Source organism: Variovorax sp. WS11 (assembly GCF_010499245.1).
Lineage (GTDB): Bacteria > Pseudomonadota > Gammaproteobacteria > Burkholderiales > Burkholderiaceae_C > Variovorax.
The window spans coordinates 296,699-315,715 of record NZ_JAAGOW010000002.1 but is presented as its reverse complement, the minus strand read 5'-3'; the positions used below and the strand labels follow the sequence as shown (position 1 = coordinate 315,715).

Sequence of the window (19,017 nt, the reverse complement as noted above, 5' to 3'; positions counted from 1 at the left end):
GGCACAGGCATGACAATCCAACGACTCCAGCTCTCGAACATCACCAAGCGCTACCCCTCGGTCGTCGCCAACAGCGACGTCTCGCTCACGGTAGCGCCGGGCGAAACCCACGCCGTGCTCGGCGAGAACGGCGCCGGCAAGTCCACGCTGATGAAGATCATCTACGGCTCCGTCAAGCCCGACGAGGGCAGCGTGATGTTCAACGGCCAGCCGGTCAACGTGCGCAACCCGCAGGAGGCGAGGGCGCTGGGCATCAGCATGGTGTTCCAGCACTTCAGCCTGTTCGACACCCTCACCGTGGCCGAGAACGTCTGGCTGGGGCTCGAGAAGAGCCTCACGCTGGCCGAGGTCACGCAGCGCATCTCGGCCAAGGCCGGCGAGTACGGGCTGGACATCGACCCCTCGCGCCCGGTCCACACCCTCTCGGTGGGTGAGATGCAGCGGGTGGAGATCATCCGCGCGCTGCTGACCGACCCCAAGCTGCTGATCCTCGACGAGCCCACCTCGGTGCTCACGCCCCAGGCCGTGACCAAGCTCTTCGTGGTGCTCAAGAAGCTGGCGGCCGAGGGCTGCAGCATCCTCTACATCAGCCACAAGCTGCACGAGATCCGCGAGCTGTGCACCGCCTGCACCGTGCTGCGCGGCGGCAAGGTGACGGGGGTGTGCAATCCGCAGAACGAGAGCAACGAGTCGCTGTCACGCCTGATGATCGGCGCGGAACCACCGCCCTTGCAGCACCGGCCGGTGCATGCAGGGGCCGTGGCTCTGCAGGTCAAGGAGCTGACGCTGGCACGCGAGGACCAGTTCGGGGTCGACCTCGACGGCGTCTCGCTCGAGGTGCGTGCCGGCGAGGTGGTGGGCATCGCGGGCGTGTCGGGCAACGGCCAGAAGGAGTTGCTGTATGCGCTCTCCGGCGAAGACACGCGCGCCGAGGCCGGGATGATCGAGGTCTTCGGCAAGCCGGCCGCGCACTTCCGCCCGCGCCGGCGGCGCGCGCTGGGCCTGCACTTCGTGCCCGAGGAGCGGCTGGGCCGCGGTGCAGTGCCGACGCTGAGCCTGGCGCACAACATGCTGCTCACGCGCAGCAACGCGGTGGGCCGGGGCGGCTGGATTCGAACCGGCGCGCTGCAGCAGCATGCGGGCCGCATCATCGAGCGCTTCAAGGTCAAGGCCGGTGGGCCGGGCGCGGCGGCGCGCTCGCTCTCGGGCGGCAACCTGCAGAAGTTCATCGTCGGGCGCGAGATCGACGCCAACCCGAAGATCTTCGTCGTCTCGCAGCCCACCTGGGGTGTGGACGTGGGCGCCGCGGCCCTGATCCGCGGGGAGATCCTGGCCCTGCGCGACGCCGGCTGCGCCGTGCTGGTGGTGAGCGAAGAGCTGGACGAGCTGTTCGAGATCAGCGACCGGCTGCACGTCATCGCCAAGGGGCGGATGTCGCCTTCCATCGATCGCGCCGCGGCCACCGTACCGCAGATCGGCGAGTGGATGAGCGGCCTGTGGAGCGGCCAGCCCCACGCGGCAACGAAAGAAGAGGTGGCCCATGCTTAAGCTCGAACCCCGCCCGCAGCTCTCGCGCTTCTGGAGCTACGGCTCGCCGATCCTGGCCCTGGCCGTCACGGTGTTGATCGGCATGGTGCTGTTCTCGCTGCTCGGCAAGGACCCGGTCAAGGGCCTGCTCGTCTTCTTCTGGGAGCCGATCAAGAGCGGCTACGCGCTGGGCGAGCTGATGGTCAAGGCCACGCCGCTGCTCATCATCGCGCTCGGGCTGGCCGTGTGCTTCCGCTCCAACGTCTGGAACATCGGGGCCGAGGGGCAGTTCGTCTTCGGCGCCATCGCGGCCGGCGGCGTGGCGCTGATGGCCGACAAGACCACCGGCGGGTGGATCGTGGCCGCAATCCTCGTGGCCGGCATCCTGGGCGGCATGGTGTGGGCCGGCATCGTCGCCCTGCTGCGCGACCGCTTCAACGCCAGCGAGATCCTGGTGAGCCTGATGCTGGTCTACGTGGCGACGCTGCTGCTGGGCTACATGGTCTACGGGCCCTGGAAGGACCCGCTGGGCTACAACTTCCCGCAGACCAAGACCTTCGAGGCGGTGACCCAGATCCCGCGTCTCATCAAGGGCTCGCGCGTGAGCATCGGGCTGATCATCGCGCTGGCGGGTGCGGCGGCGCTGTGGGTGTTCCTGTTCCGCACGCGGGCCGGCTTTGCGCAGCAGGTGGGCGGCCTCGCGCCGGCGGCGGCGCGCTATGCGGGCTTCTCGGCGCGGCGCGCCATCTGGGTCGCGCTGCTCACCTCGGGCGGCGCGGCCGGCCTGGCGGGCGCGCTGGAAGTGGCGGGCCCGATCGGCCAGCTCACGCCCTACGTGCCGGCGGGCTACGGCTTCGCGGCCATCATCGTGGCCTTCGTCGGACGGCTGCATCCGGTGGGCATGATCTTCTCTGCCATCCTGATGAGCATGTTCTACATCGGCGGCGAGTTGGCGCAGTCGCGGCTGGGGCTGCCCAAGTCGCTGACGGGCGTGTTCCAGGGGTTGCTGCTGTTCACGCTGCTGGCCTGCGACACGCTGATCGCCTACCGCATCCGCCGCAAGTCGGCGCCCAAGCCGCTGGCCGCGCCTGCGGGCACCTCTTCGCTGCAAGCCAGCACGCCGCTGAACGCGCCTGTCACAGCCCAAGCCCCGGAAGGAGCCATCTGATGGAATCGTACGCACTCCTCCTCGGCTCGACGCTCAGCGCCGGCACGGTGCTCGCAATCGCGGCGCTGGGCCTGCTGATCAACGAAAAGGCCGGCATCGTCAACCTCGGCGCCGAGGGGATGATGCTGTGCGCAGCCATCGCCGGCTTCGCCGCCGTGGTCACCACGGGCAACACCTGGCTCGGCTTTGCGGCCGGCATGGCAGCGGGGGCGCTGCTGGCGGCCTTCTTCGGCGTGCTGGTGATCTGGCTCAACACCAACCAGTACGCGACCGGGCTGGCGCTCAGTCTCTTCGGTGTCGGCTTCTCGGCTTTCGCGGGCATCAACTTCGTGCAGGCCAAGCTGCCCGAGAGCATCAGCTACGCGTTGCCGCTCCTGGGCGACATTCCGCTCGTCGGGCCGGCCCTGTTCCGCCATCACCCGATGGTGTATTTCGCAGTGCTGCTGACCATCGGCCTGATCTGGTTTCTCTACCGCACCCGCGCCGGGCTCGTGCTGCGTTCGGTGGGCGAGTCGCCGGAGTCCTCGCATGCGCTGGGCTATCCGGTGCGACGCATCCGCTTCATGGCGGTGATCGCGGGCGGCGCGCTGTGCGGGCTGGCCGGCGCGTATCTGTCGACCGTCTACACGCCGCTGTGGGTGGAAGGCATGGTGGCCGGCCGCGGCTGGATCGCGCTGGCACTCACCACCTTCGCGACCTGGCGGCCGGTGCGAGTGCTGCTGGGCGCGTACCTGTTCGGCGGGGTCTCGATGCTGGGCTTCCACCTGCAGAGCACGGGCGTGAACGTGCCCAGCCAGTTCCTCAGCATGCTGCAGTACATCGCGCCGATCGTGGTGCTGGCGCTGATCTCGCGCAACCCGGCTTTCATCCGCATCAACATGCCGGCTTCCATCGGGAAACCCTTCTACCCCGGCTCATAATTCCGTTCACAATTGTTTCCAGCAACCGTCCTTCGAGGATTCCTCCCAATGAATGATCTGAACAAGCGTTCCCTGCTCAAGCTCGCTGCCATGTCCGCGGTCGCTTCGGCCGCTCTCATCGGCTGCGGCAAGAAGGAAGAAGCGCCGGCCCCGGCCCCCGCTGCACCCGCTCCGGCCCCGACGGCCGCGGCCCCTGCGCCGGCCGCTCCGCTGAACGTCGCGTGGGCGTATGTGGGCCCGGTTGGCGACGGTGGCTGGACCTTCGCGCACGACAACGCGCGCAAGGCAGTCGAGAAGGAGTTCGGCGCCAAGATCAAGACCACCTTCGTCGAGAGCGTGCCCGAGTCGGCCGATGCCGAGCGCGTGTTCCGCGACATGGTGGGGCAGGGCAACAAGCTGATCTTCGGCACCACCTTCGGCTACATGGAGCCGATGCTCAAGGTGGCGAACGACAGCAAGGAAGTGAAGTTCGAGCATGCCACCGGCTACAAGACGGCCGAGAACATGCGCACCTACGACAGCCGCACCTACGAGGGCGCGTACATGGCCGGCATCATCGCGGGCGCGATGACCAAGAGCAACACGCTGGGCGTGGTCGGCTCGGTGCCGATCCCGGAAGTGCTGCGCAACATCAACTCCTTCACCATGGGCGCGCAGTCGGTCAACCCGAAGGTCACGACCAAGGTGGTGTGGGTCAACGAGTGGTTCAGCCCGCCGAAGGAAACCGAGGCCGCCACCGCGCTGATCAACGGCGGCGCCGACGTGCTGTTCCAGAACACCGACTCGCCGGCCGTGCTCAAGACCGCCCAGGAAAAGGGCAAGCGCGCCTTCGGCTGGGACTCGGACATGACCGCCTACGGTCCCAAGGCGCACCTGGCCTCGGCCGTCATCAACTGGACGCCGTACTACACCAAGGCGGTGCAGGACGCGCTGGACGGCAAGTGGGCCACCGGCCAGACCTGGTGGGGCGTGAAGGAAGGCGCGATCGACATCGTCTCCATCGCCGAGGACGTGCCGGCCGAGACCAAGGCCAAGGTCGAGGAAGTCAAGAAGGGGCTGAAGGACGGCAGCTTCTCGATCTGGAAGGGCCCGATCGTCGGCCAGGACGGCAAGGAGCTGGTGGCTGCCGGCGCTGCCGCCGATGACAAGTTCCTCTCGGGTGTGAACTTCTACGTCAAGGGCGTGGAAGGCAAGGTGCCGGGCGGCGACAAGAAGTAAGCGGGTCGGATTTCGCTTGGAAGGGTTGCCTGGGCAACCCTTTTCTTTTTACTCGCACGATGATCGAAAAAGAACTCTGGCACCCGGTCGCGCTGGCCGACGAGGTCGCGCAGGCGCCGCTCGCGGTGCAGCTGTTGGGCGAAGGCCTCGTGCTGTGGCGCGACGCGGCGGGCGTCGTGCAGGCCTGGACCGACCGCTGCCCGCATCGCGGCGCGCAGCTCTCGCTGGGGCGCGTGGTGCCCTGCGATGGCGGCACGGCGCTCGAATGCCCGTACCACGGCTGGCGCTTCGCCGCCGGCGGCCGCAGCGTGCATGTGCCGGCGCTGCCGGACTTTGTGCCGCCGCCGACGCATCGCGCCACCGTCCATGCGGCCCGCGAGGCCCATGGCCTGGTGTGGGTCCGCATGGAAGGCGAGGGCGGCGAGCTGTCGGCCTTCGCGGCCGAACACGACGCGCGGCTGCGCAAGATCAACTGCGGGCCCTATGACGTGGAGACCAGCGCCCCACGCCTGGTCGAGAACTTCCTGGACATGGCGCACTTCGGCTTCGTGCACGAAGGCTGGCTCGGGGCGCGCGACATGACGGCGATCGACGACTACCGTGTCGAGGCCACGCCCCAAGGGCTGCTCGCCACCGGCTGCAAGGCCTGGCAGCCGCAGTCCACCATTCACTCCACCGCACCGGCGCAGGTCGAGTACCGCTACGAGGTCACGGCACCCTATGCCGCGGTGCTGACCAAGGTGCCCGATGCCGCAAGCGTGGGCATCGAGGACTACCAGGAGTCGATCGCGCTCTTCATCTGCCCGATGGAAGCCGAACGCAGCCGCGTGTGGTTCCGCATGGCCACGGCCGACTTCGAGCGCGACGATGCGCAGCTGCGCGCCTTCCAGGACACCATCTTCCTGCAGGACAAGCCCGTGCTCGAATCGCAGCGCCCGCGCAGCCTGCCGCTGGACCTGCGGGCCGAGCTGCACACCGCGGCGGACAAGGCCTCGTCCTTCTACCGCCGCCATCTGCGCGAGCGCGGCATCACGGTCGGCGTACGCCCTTCGTCAATCCAGGCCTGAGTTTCCCTGATGCCGAGCCGGTAACGCGCGCAGTTGAAGGCGTGAGTGCGGAAGCGAAGCTATCGAGCCGATACTGCCGGTATCGGCCCGATTGCTGGGCCGATACTGACAAATCGAGCCGATACTTGAGCCGATACTGGGCGCCGCCCGGCTATCAGGCCATCCGGTCGAGCAGGCTGTACCACGCCACCCCCGCCGCGACGTAGAAACGCTGCAAGCCGTGCAGCGGAATAGGCTGCATCGGCGTCACCGGAAACGGGAAGTCGCCGGTGCTGCCCTTCAGCCGCGCAGCCAGATGCCACCCCATGCTGGTCGCCAGTGCGATGCCGCGCCCGTTGTAGCCCAGCGCCATCGTGACGCCCGGTGCCGGTGTGTGCACGTGCGGCATGAAGTCGTGCGTCACGGCGATGCGCCCGGCCCAGCGGTATTCGTAGCGCAGCGGCCCCAGGTGCGGAAACAGCAGTTCGAGCGAGCGCTCCAGGTGCGCGAAATCCTCGGGCCCGCGCGGGTCGGCGAAATGGCCGCGCCCGCCCATCAGCAGGCGGCCCTGCGCATCCTTGCGGAAATAGAGCAGCAGGCGCTGCGAGGTCGAGGCCGTCTCGCCGCGTGCCAGGATGGCGTCGGCCGCCGGTCCCTCGAGCGGCTGGGTCGCGACGATGAAGCTGTTCGCCGCGAGGAGGGTGCGCGCGAGCCCCGGCCACAGGGGGCCCGTGTAGCCGTTGGTCGCGAGCACCACTTGGTCCGCGATCACGGTTGCGCCGGTGGAGGTGGTGGCGTGCCACTGCGCGCCCTGGCGCTCGAGGCCCGTCACCTGCGTTTCGCCATGCACCGCCACGCCGAGGCCCTGCGCGGCGCGCACCAGCCCGCGCGTGTAGGCCAGCGGGTGGATGCCGCCCGCCCGGCCGTCGAGCCAGCCGCCGGCAAAGGCCTGTGTGCCGAGGCGGGCGGCGACCGCAGCGCGGTCCAGCGCTTGCGTCGCGACGCCGCGCCGTGCCCACTGCGCGGCGCGGGCATGCAAGCCCGCGACTTCGCGCGCCGAATAGGCGACCTGCAGCCAGCCGCCGCGCACCGGCTGGCAGTCGATGCGATGGCGCTCGATCAGCTCGAACACCAGGTCGGCCGAGCGGGAGACGGCATCGATCAGCGGCTCTGCTTGCGCGGCGCCGTACAGGCGCACCAGATCGTCCGGGTCGTGCTTGAGCGTCGGGTTGACCTGCCCGCCGTTGCGCCCGGAGGCGCCCCAGCCGGGCTCGTGCGCCTCCAGCACGCAGACCTGCGCGCCGGCCTCGGCCAAGTGCAGCGCGGTCGAGAGGCCGGTGAAGCCGGCGCCGACCACCAGCACGTCGGCCCGGCGCGAGGATGCCAGCGGCGGTGTCGGCGGTGCCGGCGGCGCGGTCGCGGCCCAGAGCGAGGGAGGGAGCGTCTGCGTCGCCGCCATCGAAGCCATCGTCACGACGCCGCCCCCGCGGGCGCGGTCGAGGGATGGAGCACGCGGCGCAGGAAGTCCTGCGTGCGCGGCTGGCGCGGCGCGCCCAGCACCTGCGCGGCCGGGCCTTCCTCCACGATGCTGCCGCTGTGCAGGAAGCAGACTCGGTCGGCGACTTCGCGCGCGAAGCCCATCTCGTGCGTGACCACGATCATGGTCATGCCTTCGTCGGCCAATGCGCGCATCACCGCGAGCACGTCGCCGACCAATTCGGGGTCGAGCGCCGATGTCGGCTCGTCGAACAGCATCGCCTCGGGCTTCATGGCCAGCGCGCGGGCGATCGCCACGCGCTGCTGCTGGCCGCCCGAGAGCTGGGCCGGCCAGGCCTGCGCCTTCTCGGCCAGGCCGACCTTGGCCAGCAGGGCCATCGCCTCCTCGCGCGCCTGCGCAGGGCTCTGGCGCAGCACGTAGACCGGCCCCTCCATCACGTTCTGCAGCACCGTGCGGTGCGGGAACAGGTTGAAGCGCTGGAACACCATGCCCATGCGGCTGCGCAGCCGGTGGATGTTCTTGCCGTGGCGGTCGACCCGCTCGCCGAAGGCCCGCACCTCGCCGCCTTCGTAGGACTCCAACCCGTTGATGCAGCGAAGCACCGTGGACTTGCCCGAGCCCGAGGGCCCGATCAGGCACACCACTTCGCCGGCATCGACGTTCAGGCTCACGCCCTGCAGCACGCGGTGGTCGCCGAAGCGCTTCTCGAGATGGCTGACCGTGATCATGGCTTCCTCCCGGCGCCGAAGCGGCGCTCCAGCCGGCGCAGGCCATAGACCAGCGGCAGGCTCATGAGCAGGTAGAGCAGCGCCACCAGCGTGTAGACCGTCATGTTCTGGAAGGTGGAGGAGGCGATCAGCTGGCCGGCGCGCGTCATCTCCGCCACCGTGATGGTGGAGACCAGCGACGAGTCCTTGAGCATCATGACCAGCGTGTTCCCGTAGGGCGGCAGCGCGATGCGGAAGGCCTGCGGCAGGATCACGCGGCGCATGATCAGCGCCGAGCGCATCCCCATGGCCTGCGCTGCCTCGCGCTGGCCGGCGTCGACCGCCTCGATGCCGCCACGGAAGTTCTCCGCCTGGTAGGCCGAGTAGGCGATGCCCAGCCCGATCACGCCTGCCTGGAAGGCCGTGAGCTGCACGCCGAACTCGGGCAGCACGAAGTAGATGTAGAAGAGCTGCACGATGATGGGCAGGCCGCGGATCACGTTGATCACCGCCGAGCCGGTCAGGGACAGGGCACGCACCGGCGAGAGCTTCATCAGCGCCAGCGCCAGGCCGAGCGCGCTGCTGAGCAGGAAGGAGAGCAGGGTCACCTGCACCGTGACCACCGCCCCCTGCAGCAGGATGGGCAGGAAGTCACGGGCATGCTGGAGGAATGCGGCTGCCGCCATCGCTCAGATGCCCCACTTCTGGACGATCTTCGCGAGCGTGCCGTCGGCCTTGATCGTTGCGATGGCCTTGTTGATGCGCGCCAGCGTCTCGGTGTCGCCCTTGCGCACCACCAGGCACACGTCGCCGACATTGACCGCCTTGTAGCTCTCGACCAGCTTCACGCCGTTGAAGGTGCCCTGCCGCAGCTGGTAGGCGATGATGGGCTGGTCGCCGAGACCCGCCTTGATGCGGCCGAGCGCGAGGTCGCGCGTCATGTCGGCCACCGAGTCGTAGCTGCGCACCTCCTTGAAGATGCCCTTCTTGCTGAGCATGTCGAGGAACACCGTGCCCACCTGCGCGCCCACCACCTCGCCCTTGAGCTCGTCGAGCGAGGCGTAGGGGCGCGTGTCGTCACTCTTGACGATCAGCCCCTCGCCGTACGAGTAGACCGGGTCGCTGAAGTCCACCACCTGCTGGCGCGCGGGCGTCTTCAGCATGGCCGCCGACACGATATCGATCTTGCTGGAGGTGAGCGAAGGAATCAGCGCCGAGAACACCGTCTGCTGCACGTTCACGCCGAAGCCGCCCGCCTTACCGACGGCCGTGACGGTGTCGACCATCATTCCCTGGATGGTGTTGGTCTTCACGTCGAGGAAAGTGAAGGGCACACCGGTCGCCGTGGCGCCCACGTTGTAGGTCGGCGCGGCGCCTTGCGCGGCAGAGAGGCCGAAGGCGGCGGTGGCGCACAGGCCCACGGCAAAACGATGAAGGCGACGGACGAAGCGATTCATGCAGAGACTCCTTGAGGAAGATTCGAAGGGCAGGACCCGAAACGGGGACGGTTCGATGGATGCAATAGACATGCCAGTATTCGATGTATGTGAAGCTTTTATCAATAGATGAAAACCGCTATTCGAACCGATAGTATCGATATGCGATTATTTAAGACAATGCCGCTATACTCGACCCCGCCATGGACGCCCCCCTGAAACCCGCCGACGACGACGGCCCCAGCCTGCTTTTCAACCAGTCGCTGGAGAAGGGACTGGCCGTGCTGCGCGCCTTCAGCGCCCGCCGGCGCACCATGACGCTGGCCGATGTGGCCGCTGCCACCGACATCACCAAGAGCTCCGCGCAGCGCATGGTCTTCACGCTGGAGCGCCTAGGCTATGTGCGTAAGCATCCTCAGACGCGGCGCTACCAGCTCACGCCGCGGGTCATGGAAATCGGCTTCAACTACCTAGCCGCCGATCCGCTGATCGACGTGGCCAACCCCTTCCTGTCCGAGCTGACCAAGGTCACGACGGAGACCTCCAACCTCACCGAGCCCGACGGCCTGGACATGGTCTACGTCGCGCGCTTCGTCAGCTCGCAGTTCGTCCCGGTGCACATGCCCATCGGCAGCCGCATCCCCATGTACTGCACGGCCTCCGGGCGGGCCTACCTGAGCGCGCTGCCCGAGGACGAAGCCCTGGCGCTGATCGAGCGCTCGGAGCGCGTGGCCCACACCGCCCACACGCGCACCGCGGTCGACGACATCGTGGACGCGCTGCGCCAGACCCGGCTGCAGGGCTACGCGACCAACAGCGAGGAGCTCTTCCTGGGCGACATGACGCTGGCGGCGCCCGTGATCGGCAGCCAGGGCCGGCCGGTGGCGGCCGTGCACCTGGTCGCGCCCACCAGCCGTTGGACCCTGGACGAGGCGGTGCGCAAGCTGGCCCCGACGCTGCTGCAGTGCGCGCGTTCGCTCACGACTTCGGTGCGCGGCATCGGCTGAGCGCACCTGCGCGGGGCGGGGGTTCGCCAGCCGGCCGGCTGCGCTTATGCTGTGCGCGAACACTTCCCCGCGACCGCCCCATGACCGACCTGCGCCCCTTCACCCACGACATCCCCCCCGACCGCCTGCCCGCGCTGCTGCGCGCCATGCCCAAGGCCGAACTGCACATGCACATCGAGGGCTCGCTGGAGCCCGAGCTGATCTTCGCGCTGGCCCAGCGCAACGGCGTGGCCATCCCCTACGCCAGCGTGGAAGAGCTGCGCCGCGCCTATGCCTTCACCAACCTGCAGAGCTTCCTGGACATCTACTACGCCGGCGCCAGCGTGCTGCTGAAGGAGCAGGACTTCCACGACATGGCCTGGGCCTACCTCGAGCGCGCCGCCGCCGACAACGTGGTCCACACCGAAATGTTCTTCGACCCGCAGACCCACACCGCGCGCGGCGTCGCGATGCAGACGGTGATCGACGGCCTGCACCGCGCCTGCGTCGACGCGAAGTCGAAGCTGGGCGTGAGCGCCGCGCTGATCCTGTGCTTCCTGCGCCACCTGAGCGAAGAAGACGCCTTCGCCACGCTGGAGCAGGCGCTGCCTTTTCGCGACAAGTTCATCGGCGTGGGCCTCGATTCCAGCGAGCTCGGCCACCCGCCCGAGAAGTTCGCGCGCGTGTTCGCGCGCTGCCGCGAGCTGGGCTTCCACCTCGTCGCGCATGCGGGCGAGGAGGGCCCGCCGGCCTACGTGTGGAGCGCGCTCGACGTGCTGAAGGTGGAGCGCGTCGACCACGGCGTGCAGAGCACCAAAGACCCGGCGCTGATGAAGCGGCTGGCGCAGGACCGCATCCCGCTGACCGTCTGCCCGCTGTCGAACCTCAAGCTGTGCGTGTTTCCCGACCTGGCGCAGCACAACCTCGGCCAACTGCTCGACGCCGGCCTGGTCGCGACCGTGAACTCGGACGACCCGGCCTACTTCGGCGGCTACATGAACGAGAACTTCATCCAGACGTTCGCGGCGACCGGGCTGACGGCGAAGCATGCGTGGCAACTGGCGGCCAACAGCCTCGAGGGCAGCTTCGTCGATGCGGCGACCAAGGCGGGCTGGATGGAGCGGCTGGACGAGCGCTTTGCGCAGTTCGGCAAAGCCGCCTGAGTTGAGTCCGTCGCCGGATTTACCCAATAAAATTAAGTTTTGTTGGGTAACTCGGACATGTCACCAGGCACCTTGTATCGCGCGCAGGAGTTGGCATTCAGGACGCAGTACGCCGAGCTGAAGGAGCGTGCAGGCTCGGCGGACGTCCTGCTTGCAGGAACGCCGGGCACCCTGGTCAAGCGACAGGGGACAGGCTACGCGTACTGGTACAGGGTTTACTACCCGGTCCCGGGCCGGCAGGCCGAGCAACTGGTGGGCAGGGATGGGGACGTCGAGACGCTTGAAGGCTTCGAACGCCAGATCGAATTTGCGCAATGGACCGCCGCCCAGGTCCGCGATCTTCGAAAGCTCCAGTTCCAGGTCGCCGACAAGGGCGTCGCCGGTGTGCTGGTCGAACTTCACAACAGAGCCATCCTGCGCGCGGGCGTGACGCTGGTAGGGACGCTGTGCTACATGGCATGGCTCAACGAACTCGGCGCCAAGGCGGTCTCCGCTCGGACGCAGGACATCGATCTGGCCGCGCGGCAGAAGCTGGCCCTGGGCGTGCCGGCGTCGTTTCTCGAGGCGATGGATGCCACGCGCCTCGACTTCGTGCCTGTGCCCGGCATGCCCAGCCAGTCGCCCTCCACCTCGGTCAAGCAAAAAGGACGCGACGGCCTGAGGGTCGATGTGCTGACGCATGGCGACAGATTGGGAAAGACCGTTGCGATCCCCCAGCTGATGTGGAGTGCGCAAACGGTGCCTCACTACGCGTATCTTCTAGCCGAGCCTCGGCAGGCGGCACTTCTTGCCGGCGGCCATTGCATCTCGCTGATGCTCCCGCAGCCCGAGCGATTCGTCTGGCACAAGCTCTTCTCCAGCGCATCGCGCCAGAGCTTTCCCGAGAAGGCGGAAAAAGACCTGGTGCAGGCCGCGACCCTGGCGGCCGTCCTGGTCGAGCAGCACGATGAAGTGCTGTCCGATTCGTTTGGCGATGCGCCCGCCGCGGTGCGGCAGACCGTGAAGAAGCGGCTGCCTGCGTTGCGCCGCGCGTTGGCGGCCCACCCCCAGGCGCTCGAACAGTTCGAAGCACTCCTCGGGTAGTCACAGGGGCTGTGCGCGCGGCTGGCCCCGGACCTCTTGCGCCGGCGCGAGCAGCGGCAGCGCGAGCAGGGCGCAGCCGCTCGCGGCGAACCACACCAGCGGCCAGCCCTGCAAGCCCTGGAGGTGCGGGATCGCCAGCGGCGTGAGGAAGCACACCCCGAACACACTGGTGTTCGCCATGCCCAGCGCGGTGCCGGCGCGCGCCGCGCCTGCGCGCACCGCCAACTCGGTGTAGGCCACGCCATGCCAGGCCGAAATGCAGATGCCGCTCGCGGCCATCAGCAGCATCAAGAGGGTCTGCCCGGCCGGCGAGTCGCTGCCCAGCCTCGCGAGCGATGCGACGCCGACCCCGGCGAAGAGCAGCACGCCGATCGCGCTGCAGGCGCGCAGGTAGGCCGGGCGGTTCCTGCGGCGGTCGGTCCAGCGCCCGCTCCAGACGCGCATCGCCATCGCGCCCACCTGCACCGCAACCATGGTGGCGGTGATTGCCGAGAGGCCGATGTGGCCGAAGTCGTGCAGGAACACGGTGCCGAAGGACAGCACCGCGAACTGCGGCGCGCATAGGATGCCGATGCCGGCCACGATGCGCCACACGCGCGGGTCGCGCAGCGGCCCCTCGCGCGTGCCCGCAGCCTGCGTGGCTGTCCGCGCGGCCGGCTGTGCGGGTGGCTCGTGCACCCACGCCCAGGCCAACAGGGCCCCGAAGGCACACAGCGCCGCCAGCAGCCCATAGAGCGCGGCGAAGCCGGCGTGCAGCGCCACCATCGGCAGCAGCAGCGCGCCCAGGCCGCCGCCCAGCGGCACGGCAGTCTGCCGGATGCTCATCGCCAGCCCGCGTTCGCCGTCGGCGAACCAGGTCATCACGGCGCGACCGCTGGCGCCATTGACGCTGCCGCCCAGCAATCCCACCAGCAGCAGCCCCGCGCCGAGCAAGCCCAGCCCGGGGACGTGGCCTGGCGTGGGCGCGGCGACCAAGGCCATGACGGCGAGTGCCAACGCCGTGCTGGCCAGGCCCAGCAGCAGTACGGGCCGGTCGCCCCAGCGGTCGGTCAAGAGGCCCCAGGGCAGTTCGCTGATTGCGATGCCCAGGCCCATGAGGCCCAGCACCAGGCCGAGGCTCTCGTTGTCGAGGCGGTAGCCCGAGCGCATCAGCACGGCGGTCATCGGAATGCCGCTGAAGGCGACGGAGAAGGCGGCGTTGGCGGCCACGCCGGCGGCGAGAACCTTCCAGCGGTGACGCGGCAGGGAGTGAGGATCGGCTTGCATGGGTCGCAGTCTGGGCGGCTGCAAGGCTTTTGAAAATCAGAAAATAATCAACCCATCGTCCCAAGAAACAGGATGGTCTCCATGGCCCAGGTGATGTTCGATATCGACGTGCTGCGCACCTTCTCCACCGGCATCGCGCTCGGCAGCTTTGCCCGGGCGGCGGACCGGCTGGGCCGCTCCACCTCGGCCGTCAGCGCACAGCTCAAGAAGCTGGAATCGCAGGCCGGCACGCCGCTGGTGCGCAAGGCCGGGCGCGGCCTGGTGCTCACCGATGCGGGCGAGACCCTGCTCGCTTACGCGCATCGCCTGCTCGAGATCAACGACGAGGCGGCGGCCGCGATGCGCGGCGTCGATCTGGAGGGCTGGGTGCGCCTCGGGCTCCAGGAAGACCTGGGCGAGCACGTGCTGCCCGGAGTCCTCGGTCGCTTCGCGCGCGCCCATCCCAAGGTGCGCATCGAGGCCTGCGTGGCGCGCAGCGCCGATCTGCGCGAGAAGCTCGAGCTGGGCCAGCTCGACCTGGCGCTGCTCTGGGAAGCGGAGGGGCGGCTCTCGCAGGCCCATGGCGAGCGCCTGGTGCGCCTGCCGCTGCAATGGCTGGGCCCGGCCTCGCCCGCGGCGCTCGATGCGCCGTGGTGGGCCGAGCGCAAGCGACCCGGCGCGAAGAAGGGCCGCGAGCCCCTGCCGCTGGTGCTGCTCGATGCGCCTTGCCCGCTGCGCGAGATCGTCACCGCCGTGCTCGATCGCGCCGGCATTCCATGGCGCCACGCCTTCACCAGCGCCAGCCTGGCGGCGCTGTGGGCCGCGACCTCCGCCGGGCTGGGCCTGTCGGCGCGCACCGCCCTGGGCCTGCCGGCGCACGTGCGCGTGCTGGATCGTGCCGGCACCGGCCTGCCGGCCTTGCCTTCGATGGCCCTGGCCATGTACCGCGCGCAGGCGCAGCCGGAGGCGCCGGTCGCGCGGCTGGCCGATCTGCTGCGCGACGCCGTTTGCGGCGGCGGGCTCGAAGCGGCCTGAGCGGCCCCGCCTTCAGTAGAGTGTGTTCTTCTGCCGCTGCGGCAGTTCGCGGTCGTAGGTCGCGCCATCGAACTCGCCGGCGGTCGGCGCGGCCAGGATGGCGCCCGGCGTCGGCACCGTGCGCGGCGCGTCGGCCGGCACCGGGGCCCACAGCTTCGAGCGCTGGATCGCGCGGGCGCACTGGAAGTACACCGACTCCACCTGGATGACGAGCACGCACTGCGGCGGCTTGCCCTCGACCGCGAAGCGCGCCAGCAGCTCGGGTGCGACGGTGATGCAAGCCTTGCCGTTCACGCGCAGCGTCTCGCCCACGCCGGGAACCAGGAACAGCAGGGCCACGCGCGGGTCCGCCACGATGTTGCGCAGGCTGTCGATGCGATGGTTGCCGCGGCGCTCGGGCAGCAGCAGCGTCTTCTCGTCCTGGACGGCGACGAAGCCCGGCGGATCGCCGCGCGGCGAGGTGTCGAGATGGCCGGTGTTGCAGGTGGCGAGCACGGCGAAGGGCGATGCGGCGATCAGGGCCTGGTAATGCGGGTGGAGGAAATCCACTTCCTTGCGCAGCGATGCTTCGCCGGGCTGGCCGAACAGCGCCTCCAGCTGGGCAAGGGTGTCGATGGTGTGAGGCCGGGTCATGGGGATCGCTTTCCTGGAGGCGTTGCAAGAAGAGAGGGTGCGGGCGCAGGCGTCCTGCCGCATGCGAGCGCGGCCAGCGCCAGCAGCAGTGCCGGGATGCCGTAGAGCCACAGGGGCGGCGCCAGCGGCAGCAGCAGGCCCGCGAGCAGCGGGCCGGTGCCGGCGCCGATGTCGCGCCACACGGCGCGCGCCGCCAGCGCCTGGACGCGCGCCGGGCCCGGCGTGCGCCGCATCACGATGGGCGGCAGCAGCGGCAATTGCAGCGCGCGCAGCACCACGATCGCGGCCGCGCAGGACCACAGCCAGCCCGCGCCGAAGCCCACCAGCGCCAGCGCCGTGACCAACGACAGGATCACCAGCAGGCGCTCGGCCCCCAGCTTGTCGGCCAGGCGCCCCCCGAGCGGGCTCAAGAGGATCTCCGCCAGGTAGCGCAGGGCCATCAGCAGGCCGGCCACCACCACCGCGCCGCCGGGCAGCAGGTCGCGGCCGAGGTAGGAGAGGCCGACGATGAAGAGCCCGTCCAGCGTGAGCCCTTCCATGAAGGACCAGGCATCGAGGCTGCCGGGGCGCCGGAAGCGCCGCGCCGGCGCTGCCACGGGATGCGGCAGCGAAGGCAGCTGCCGTGCAACGGCCAGGCCGAGCAGCGCCACCGCCGCGAGCACGAAGAAGATCGGCCGCGGCCCGGTGGCCTGCGCGAGCAGCGCGCCCAGCGGCAGCGCGAGCACCGGGCCCATCGCGATGAAGGCCCGCGAGCGACCGCTGCGGCGGGCGGCGCCCACCGGGTCCGCCGTCGCCAGCGCCTGCGTCGACAGGTTGAGCGCCGCGAAGCACAGCCCCCACAGGAGTCGCAGCGGCAGCAGGGCCCAGAAGCCCGAGAGCAGCGCGTAGCCGAGGGCGCAGAGGGCAGCCGCTGCCACCGCCAGCGTGCAGACGGGGCGGTCGCCGCGGCGGGCGTAGAAACGCGCCACCCAGCCATAGCCTGCGATGCGCACCAGGCGGTTGGCCGCCAGCAGGATGCCGGCCTCGGCGAGGCTCAGGCCGAACTCGGCGGCGTGCATCGGCAGCAGCAAATAGAGCACGGTGTCCGCCGGCAGCGCGAGGGCCAGCGCGATCGCGGCGCGGCGCGAGTTCAGGTCGGTGGGAGCGGGGGCTGTCGGCATCGGGCTCCGATGGTGCGCTGCCGCCCCGCGCTCGACAAACGACATTCCCGCGCGGGCATGCGTGAGAAAATCGCACGCATGTCCTCGTCCCGCGAGCCGCCCCTCAACGCCGTGCGTGCCTTCGCCGCGGCGGCGCGGCAGCTGAGCTTCACGCGCGCTGCCGCCGAGCTGCATGTCACGCACAGCGCGGTGAGCCGGCAGATCCGCCTGCTCGAGGAGTTTCTGGGCGTGCCGCTGTTCGAGCGGCGCATCCGCCAGGTCACGCTGACGGCCGAGGGGCAGCAGTTCTTCGCCGAGGTCGGCCCCGCGCTGCAGCAGATCGCCGCCGCGGCGCGCGCCGTGGGCAAACCCTCATCGGGCCGCTGCGCCGTGCGCATCAACGTGCGGCCTTCCTTCGCGGTGCGCTGGCTCATTCCGCGCTTGCCGGACTTCGTCGAACGCTATCCCGGCATCGAACCTGAGGTCGTCACCAGCACCGTGGCGCCGGCGCAAGACGTCGAGGGCTTCGACATCGCGGTGCGGCGCGGCCTCGAGGGCTGGCCGCCCTCGATGCAGGTGCATCCCTTTCTCGAGGACGAGGGGCTGGTGGTCGGCGCGCCCGCGTTGCTCGCGTCGCGGCCGCTGGCCGAGCCGCGCGCGCTGTCCTCGCATGTGCTGCTATCGGCCAGGACGCGCAAGAGCGATTGGGACGATTGGCGTCGGCGCTTCGGCGCGCCGCGGAACAAGCCGGCCGGGCGGCTGCAGTTCGATCATCTCCACTTCGTGCTGCAGGCGGCAGTCGACGGACTGGGCCTTGCGCTGGCGCCGACCTCGCTGGTGACGCACGACCTGGCTTCGGGGCGGCTGCAAGCGGGCCTGCCCGCGCTGCGTATGCCGCTCACGCGCTACTACTACGGGCTTGCACCCGAAGCCGCCCCGCAAGCGCAGTGCGTGGCGGAGTGGTTCGAATCGATGTTGCGCGGCGCTGCGCCGGCGGCACAACGCAAAAAGAACGCGTTGCGCTAGGGCCTGCGCCCGCGCCCGGAGTGGATCGCCGCCTGGCGTGTCTTCTGCAGCTCCTTGAGCTGCGCCAGCTGGTTCGGGCAGTCCGCGTTGCTCGCCACCAGCACGAAGGGGCTGCGCCGCAGCGCCTCGACCGATTTCTCGACGTCGGCGGGCATCCGGTGCTTGTTGACCAGCCCGGCCGCGACGGCCGCCCTGGAGTCCTTGAAGAAGCCTTTCTCGAAGGCCGGGGTGCCGCAGCGTGCCGCGATCACGCGCAAGTCGGCCTCCTGCTGCTCGGCGGCGGTCGGCGCCGCGAACTGTCGCGTGGTCTGTGCATCCACCGGCAGGGAGATGCCGATGACCGATGCCGTTAGAAATGCTCCCAGTTCAACACGCGCTTTCATAGGACCTGCCTGCCGCTTCACGAACGCTGAGGGGTTCGTCGCCTGCATCGTACTGCTGCATCGCGACGGCCGCATGGCACGTGCGTGAACTATTGCCCGGAGCGCACGCGGAGTTGCGCATTTGCATCGATGCGGTGGCGGCCGCGCGACGCCAGGCTTCGCGCCGGCTTGACCGGCCATCCGGTATGGTGGACCTTTCTTCCGCCATGGAGGAATTGCCCCGCCGATCACCAGCCTGCCCACGCCCCGGAGATGACATGTCCCTGCAAGCTTCGACTTCCGTCCCCGGCATTCGCCGCCTCGCCGCTGCCGGCGAGGACCAGCTGCAGCAGCTGGCCGAGCTGCTGATCGACTGCGTGGAGGGTGGCGCCTCGGTGAGCTTCATGCAGCCGCTGTCCATGCCGAAGGCGCTGGCCTTCTGGCGCCGCATGGCCGAAAGCGCGGGCCGCGGCGAGCGCGTGCTGCTGGTGGCCGAGGACGCCGCCGGCATCGTGGGCACGGTGCAGCTGGTGCTCGAGCAGCCGGAGAACCAGCCGCACCGGGCGGATGTCGCGAAGATGCTGGTGCACCGCCGCGCGCGGCGCCGCGGCTGGGGCGAGATCCTGATGCAAGCGGCCGAGCAGGCCGCGCGCGAGGCCGGCAAAACGCTGCTGGTGCTCGACACCGCGAGCGGCGATGCCGAGCGGCTCTATGTGCGTTGTGGCTGGCAGCGCTGCGGAACGATCCCGGGCTATGCGCTGTGGCCGCAGGGCGGGCCCTGCGACACCACCTTCTTCTACCGCGTGCTGGGCGACTGAGCGCAGC

The 19,017-nt window shown here is 69.5% G+C and carries 19 protein-coding genes; 11 read left to right on the top strand and 8 right to left on the bottom strand.

All coding sequences use genetic code 11. The annotated features are described in order from the left end of the window. Positions 1 to 9 precede the first annotated feature (9 nt). From GXN78_RS22035 to GXN78_RS22015, 5 genes are read left to right on the top strand one after another with little or no spacing between them, the layout of a single operon-like run. Complete coding sequence (locus GXN78_RS22035; RefSeq protein ID WP_106555735.1) at positions 10 to 1,548, top strand: ABC transporter ATP-binding protein; 1,539 nt, start codon at positions 10 to 12, stop codon at positions 1,546 to 1,548. Continuing rightward, the gene (locus tag GXN78_RS22030) at positions 1,541 to 2,695 is read left to right on the top strand and encodes an ABC transporter permease (RefSeq protein ID WP_106555734.1); all 1,155 of its coding nucleotides are present in this window, start codon (positions 1,541 to 1,543) and stop codon (positions 2,693 to 2,695) included. Before GXN78_RS22035 ends, GXN78_RS22030 begins: the two co-directional genes overlap by 8 nt. Further along, positions 2,695 to 3,615 carry an ABC transporter permease gene (locus tag GXN78_RS22025; protein ID WP_106555733.1) on the top strand — a complete coding sequence of 307 codons (921 nt, stop codon included), beginning with the start codon at positions 2,695 to 2,697 and terminating at the stop codon, positions 3,613 to 3,615. The genes GXN78_RS22030 and GXN78_RS22025 overlap by 1 nt, the downstream gene beginning before the upstream one ends. A gap of 48 nt (positions 3,616 to 3,663) precedes the next feature. Next, the gene (locus GXN78_RS22020; RefSeq protein WP_106555732.1) at positions 3,664 to 4,833 is read left to right on the top strand and encodes a BMP family ABC transporter substrate-binding protein; all 1,170 of its coding nucleotides are present in this window, start codon (positions 3,664 to 3,666) and stop codon (positions 4,831 to 4,833) included. Between the two features lie 59 nt (positions 4,834 to 4,892). After that, positions 4,893 to 5,900, top strand: coding sequence for an aromatic ring-hydroxylating dioxygenase subunit alpha (locus tag GXN78_RS22015; protein ID WP_106555731.1), 1,008 nt, complete (start codon positions 4,893 to 4,895; stop codon positions 5,898 to 5,900). 154 nt (positions 5,901 to 6,054) lie between these two features. Here the strand turns inward: GXN78_RS22015 and GXN78_RS22010 are convergent, their stop codons facing one another. From GXN78_RS22010 to GXN78_RS21995, 4 genes are read right to left on the bottom strand one after another with little or no spacing between them, the layout of a single operon-like run. After that, complete coding sequence (locus GXN78_RS22010; RefSeq protein WP_106555780.1) at positions 6,055 to 7,338, bottom strand: FAD-binding oxidoreductase; 1,284 nt, start codon at positions 7,336 to 7,338, stop codon at positions 6,055 to 6,057. 11 nt (positions 7,339 to 7,349) lie between these two features. Further along, positions 7,350 to 8,105, bottom strand: a complete 756-nt coding sequence (locus GXN78_RS22005; protein WP_106555730.1) for an amino acid ABC transporter ATP-binding protein — start codon at positions 8,103 to 8,105, stop codon at positions 7,350 to 7,352. Beyond that, entirely contained in the window at positions 8,102 to 8,770 is a 669-nt protein-coding gene (gene ehuD, locus GXN78_RS22000) for an ectoine/hydroxyectoine ABC transporter permease subunit EhuD (RefSeq protein WP_106555729.1), read from the bottom strand. The genes GXN78_RS22005 and ehuD overlap by 4 nt, the downstream gene beginning before the upstream one ends. A 3-nt stretch (positions 8,771 to 8,773) precedes the next feature. Next, positions 8,774 to 9,541, bottom strand: coding sequence for an ABC transporter substrate-binding protein (locus GXN78_RS21995; RefSeq protein WP_106555728.1), 768 nt, complete (start codon positions 9,539 to 9,541; stop codon positions 8,774 to 8,776). Positions 9,542 to 9,723: 182 nt separating this feature from the next. Here GXN78_RS21995 and GXN78_RS21990 point away from each other — a divergent pair, with 182 nt between their 5' ends. The 3 genes from GXN78_RS21990 (at position 9,724) to GXN78_RS21980 (ending at position 12,752) form a co-directional block, all read left to right on the top strand. Continuing rightward, the gene (locus tag GXN78_RS21990) at positions 9,724 to 10,527 is read left to right on the top strand and encodes an IclR family transcriptional regulator (protein WP_106555727.1); all 804 of its coding nucleotides are present in this window, start codon (positions 9,724 to 9,726) and stop codon (positions 10,525 to 10,527) included. Between the two features lie 80 nt (positions 10,528 to 10,607). Beyond that, positions 10,608 to 11,669, top strand: a complete 1,062-nt coding sequence (locus GXN78_RS21985) for an adenosine deaminase (RefSeq protein ID WP_106555726.1) — start codon at positions 10,608 to 10,610, stop codon at positions 11,667 to 11,669. A gap of 57 nt (positions 11,670 to 11,726) precedes the next feature. Beyond that, positions 11,727 to 12,752, top strand: a complete 1,026-nt coding sequence (locus tag GXN78_RS21980; RefSeq protein ID WP_106555725.1) for a GSU2403 family nucleotidyltransferase fold protein — start codon at positions 11,727 to 11,729, stop codon at positions 12,750 to 12,752. On the opposite strand, the gene GXN78_RS21975 is transcribed toward GXN78_RS21980, so the two are convergent. Continuing rightward, the gene (locus GXN78_RS21975) at positions 12,753 to 14,018 is read right to left on the bottom strand and encodes an MFS transporter (RefSeq protein WP_106555724.1); all 1,266 of its coding nucleotides are present in this window, start codon (positions 14,016 to 14,018) and stop codon (positions 12,753 to 12,755) included. Between the two features lie 81 nt (positions 14,019 to 14,099). Between GXN78_RS21975 and GXN78_RS21970 the strand changes: the two genes are divergently transcribed. Beyond that, on the top strand, positions 14,100 to 15,032 hold the full coding sequence (locus GXN78_RS21970; RefSeq protein ID WP_106555779.1) for a LysR substrate-binding domain-containing protein: 933 nt from the start codon (positions 14,100 to 14,102) through the stop codon (positions 15,030 to 15,032). A gap of 12 nt (positions 15,033 to 15,044) precedes the next feature. On the opposite strand, the gene GXN78_RS21965 is transcribed toward GXN78_RS21970, so the two are convergent. Next, positions 15,045 to 15,665: a pyridoxamine 5'-phosphate oxidase family protein gene (locus tag GXN78_RS21965; RefSeq protein ID WP_106555723.1), complete on the bottom strand. Its 621-nt coding sequence runs from the start codon at positions 15,663 to 15,665 to the stop codon at positions 15,045 to 15,047. Next, positions 15,662 to 16,825 (bottom strand): MFS transporter, encoded by a 1,164-nt coding sequence (locus tag GXN78_RS21960; RefSeq protein ID WP_181360510.1) that lies wholly within the window; start codon positions 16,823 to 16,825, stop codon positions 15,662 to 15,664. Before GXN78_RS21960 ends, GXN78_RS21965 begins: the two co-directional genes overlap by 4 nt. 78 nt (positions 16,826 to 16,903) lie before the next feature. Between GXN78_RS21960 and GXN78_RS21955 the strand changes: the two genes are divergently transcribed. Next, the gene (locus GXN78_RS21955) at positions 16,904 to 17,830 is read left to right on the top strand and encodes a LysR substrate-binding domain-containing protein (protein ID WP_239142855.1); all 927 of its coding nucleotides are present in this window, start codon (positions 16,904 to 16,906) and stop codon (positions 17,828 to 17,830) included. Here the strand turns inward: GXN78_RS21955 and GXN78_RS21950 are convergent. Then, positions 17,827 to 18,213: a hypothetical protein gene (locus GXN78_RS21950; protein ID WP_106555720.1), complete on the bottom strand. Its 387-nt coding sequence runs from the start codon at positions 18,211 to 18,213 to the stop codon at positions 17,827 to 17,829. The genes GXN78_RS21955 and GXN78_RS21950 overlap by 4 nt on opposite strands. Before the next feature lie 257 nt (positions 18,214 to 18,470). Between GXN78_RS21950 and GXN78_RS21945 the strand changes: the two genes are divergently transcribed. Then, on the top strand, positions 18,471 to 19,010 hold the full coding sequence (locus tag GXN78_RS21945; protein WP_106555719.1) for a GNAT family N-acetyltransferase: 540 nt from the start codon (positions 18,471 to 18,473) through the stop codon (positions 19,008 to 19,010). Positions 19,011 to 19,017 lie beyond the last annotated feature (7 nt).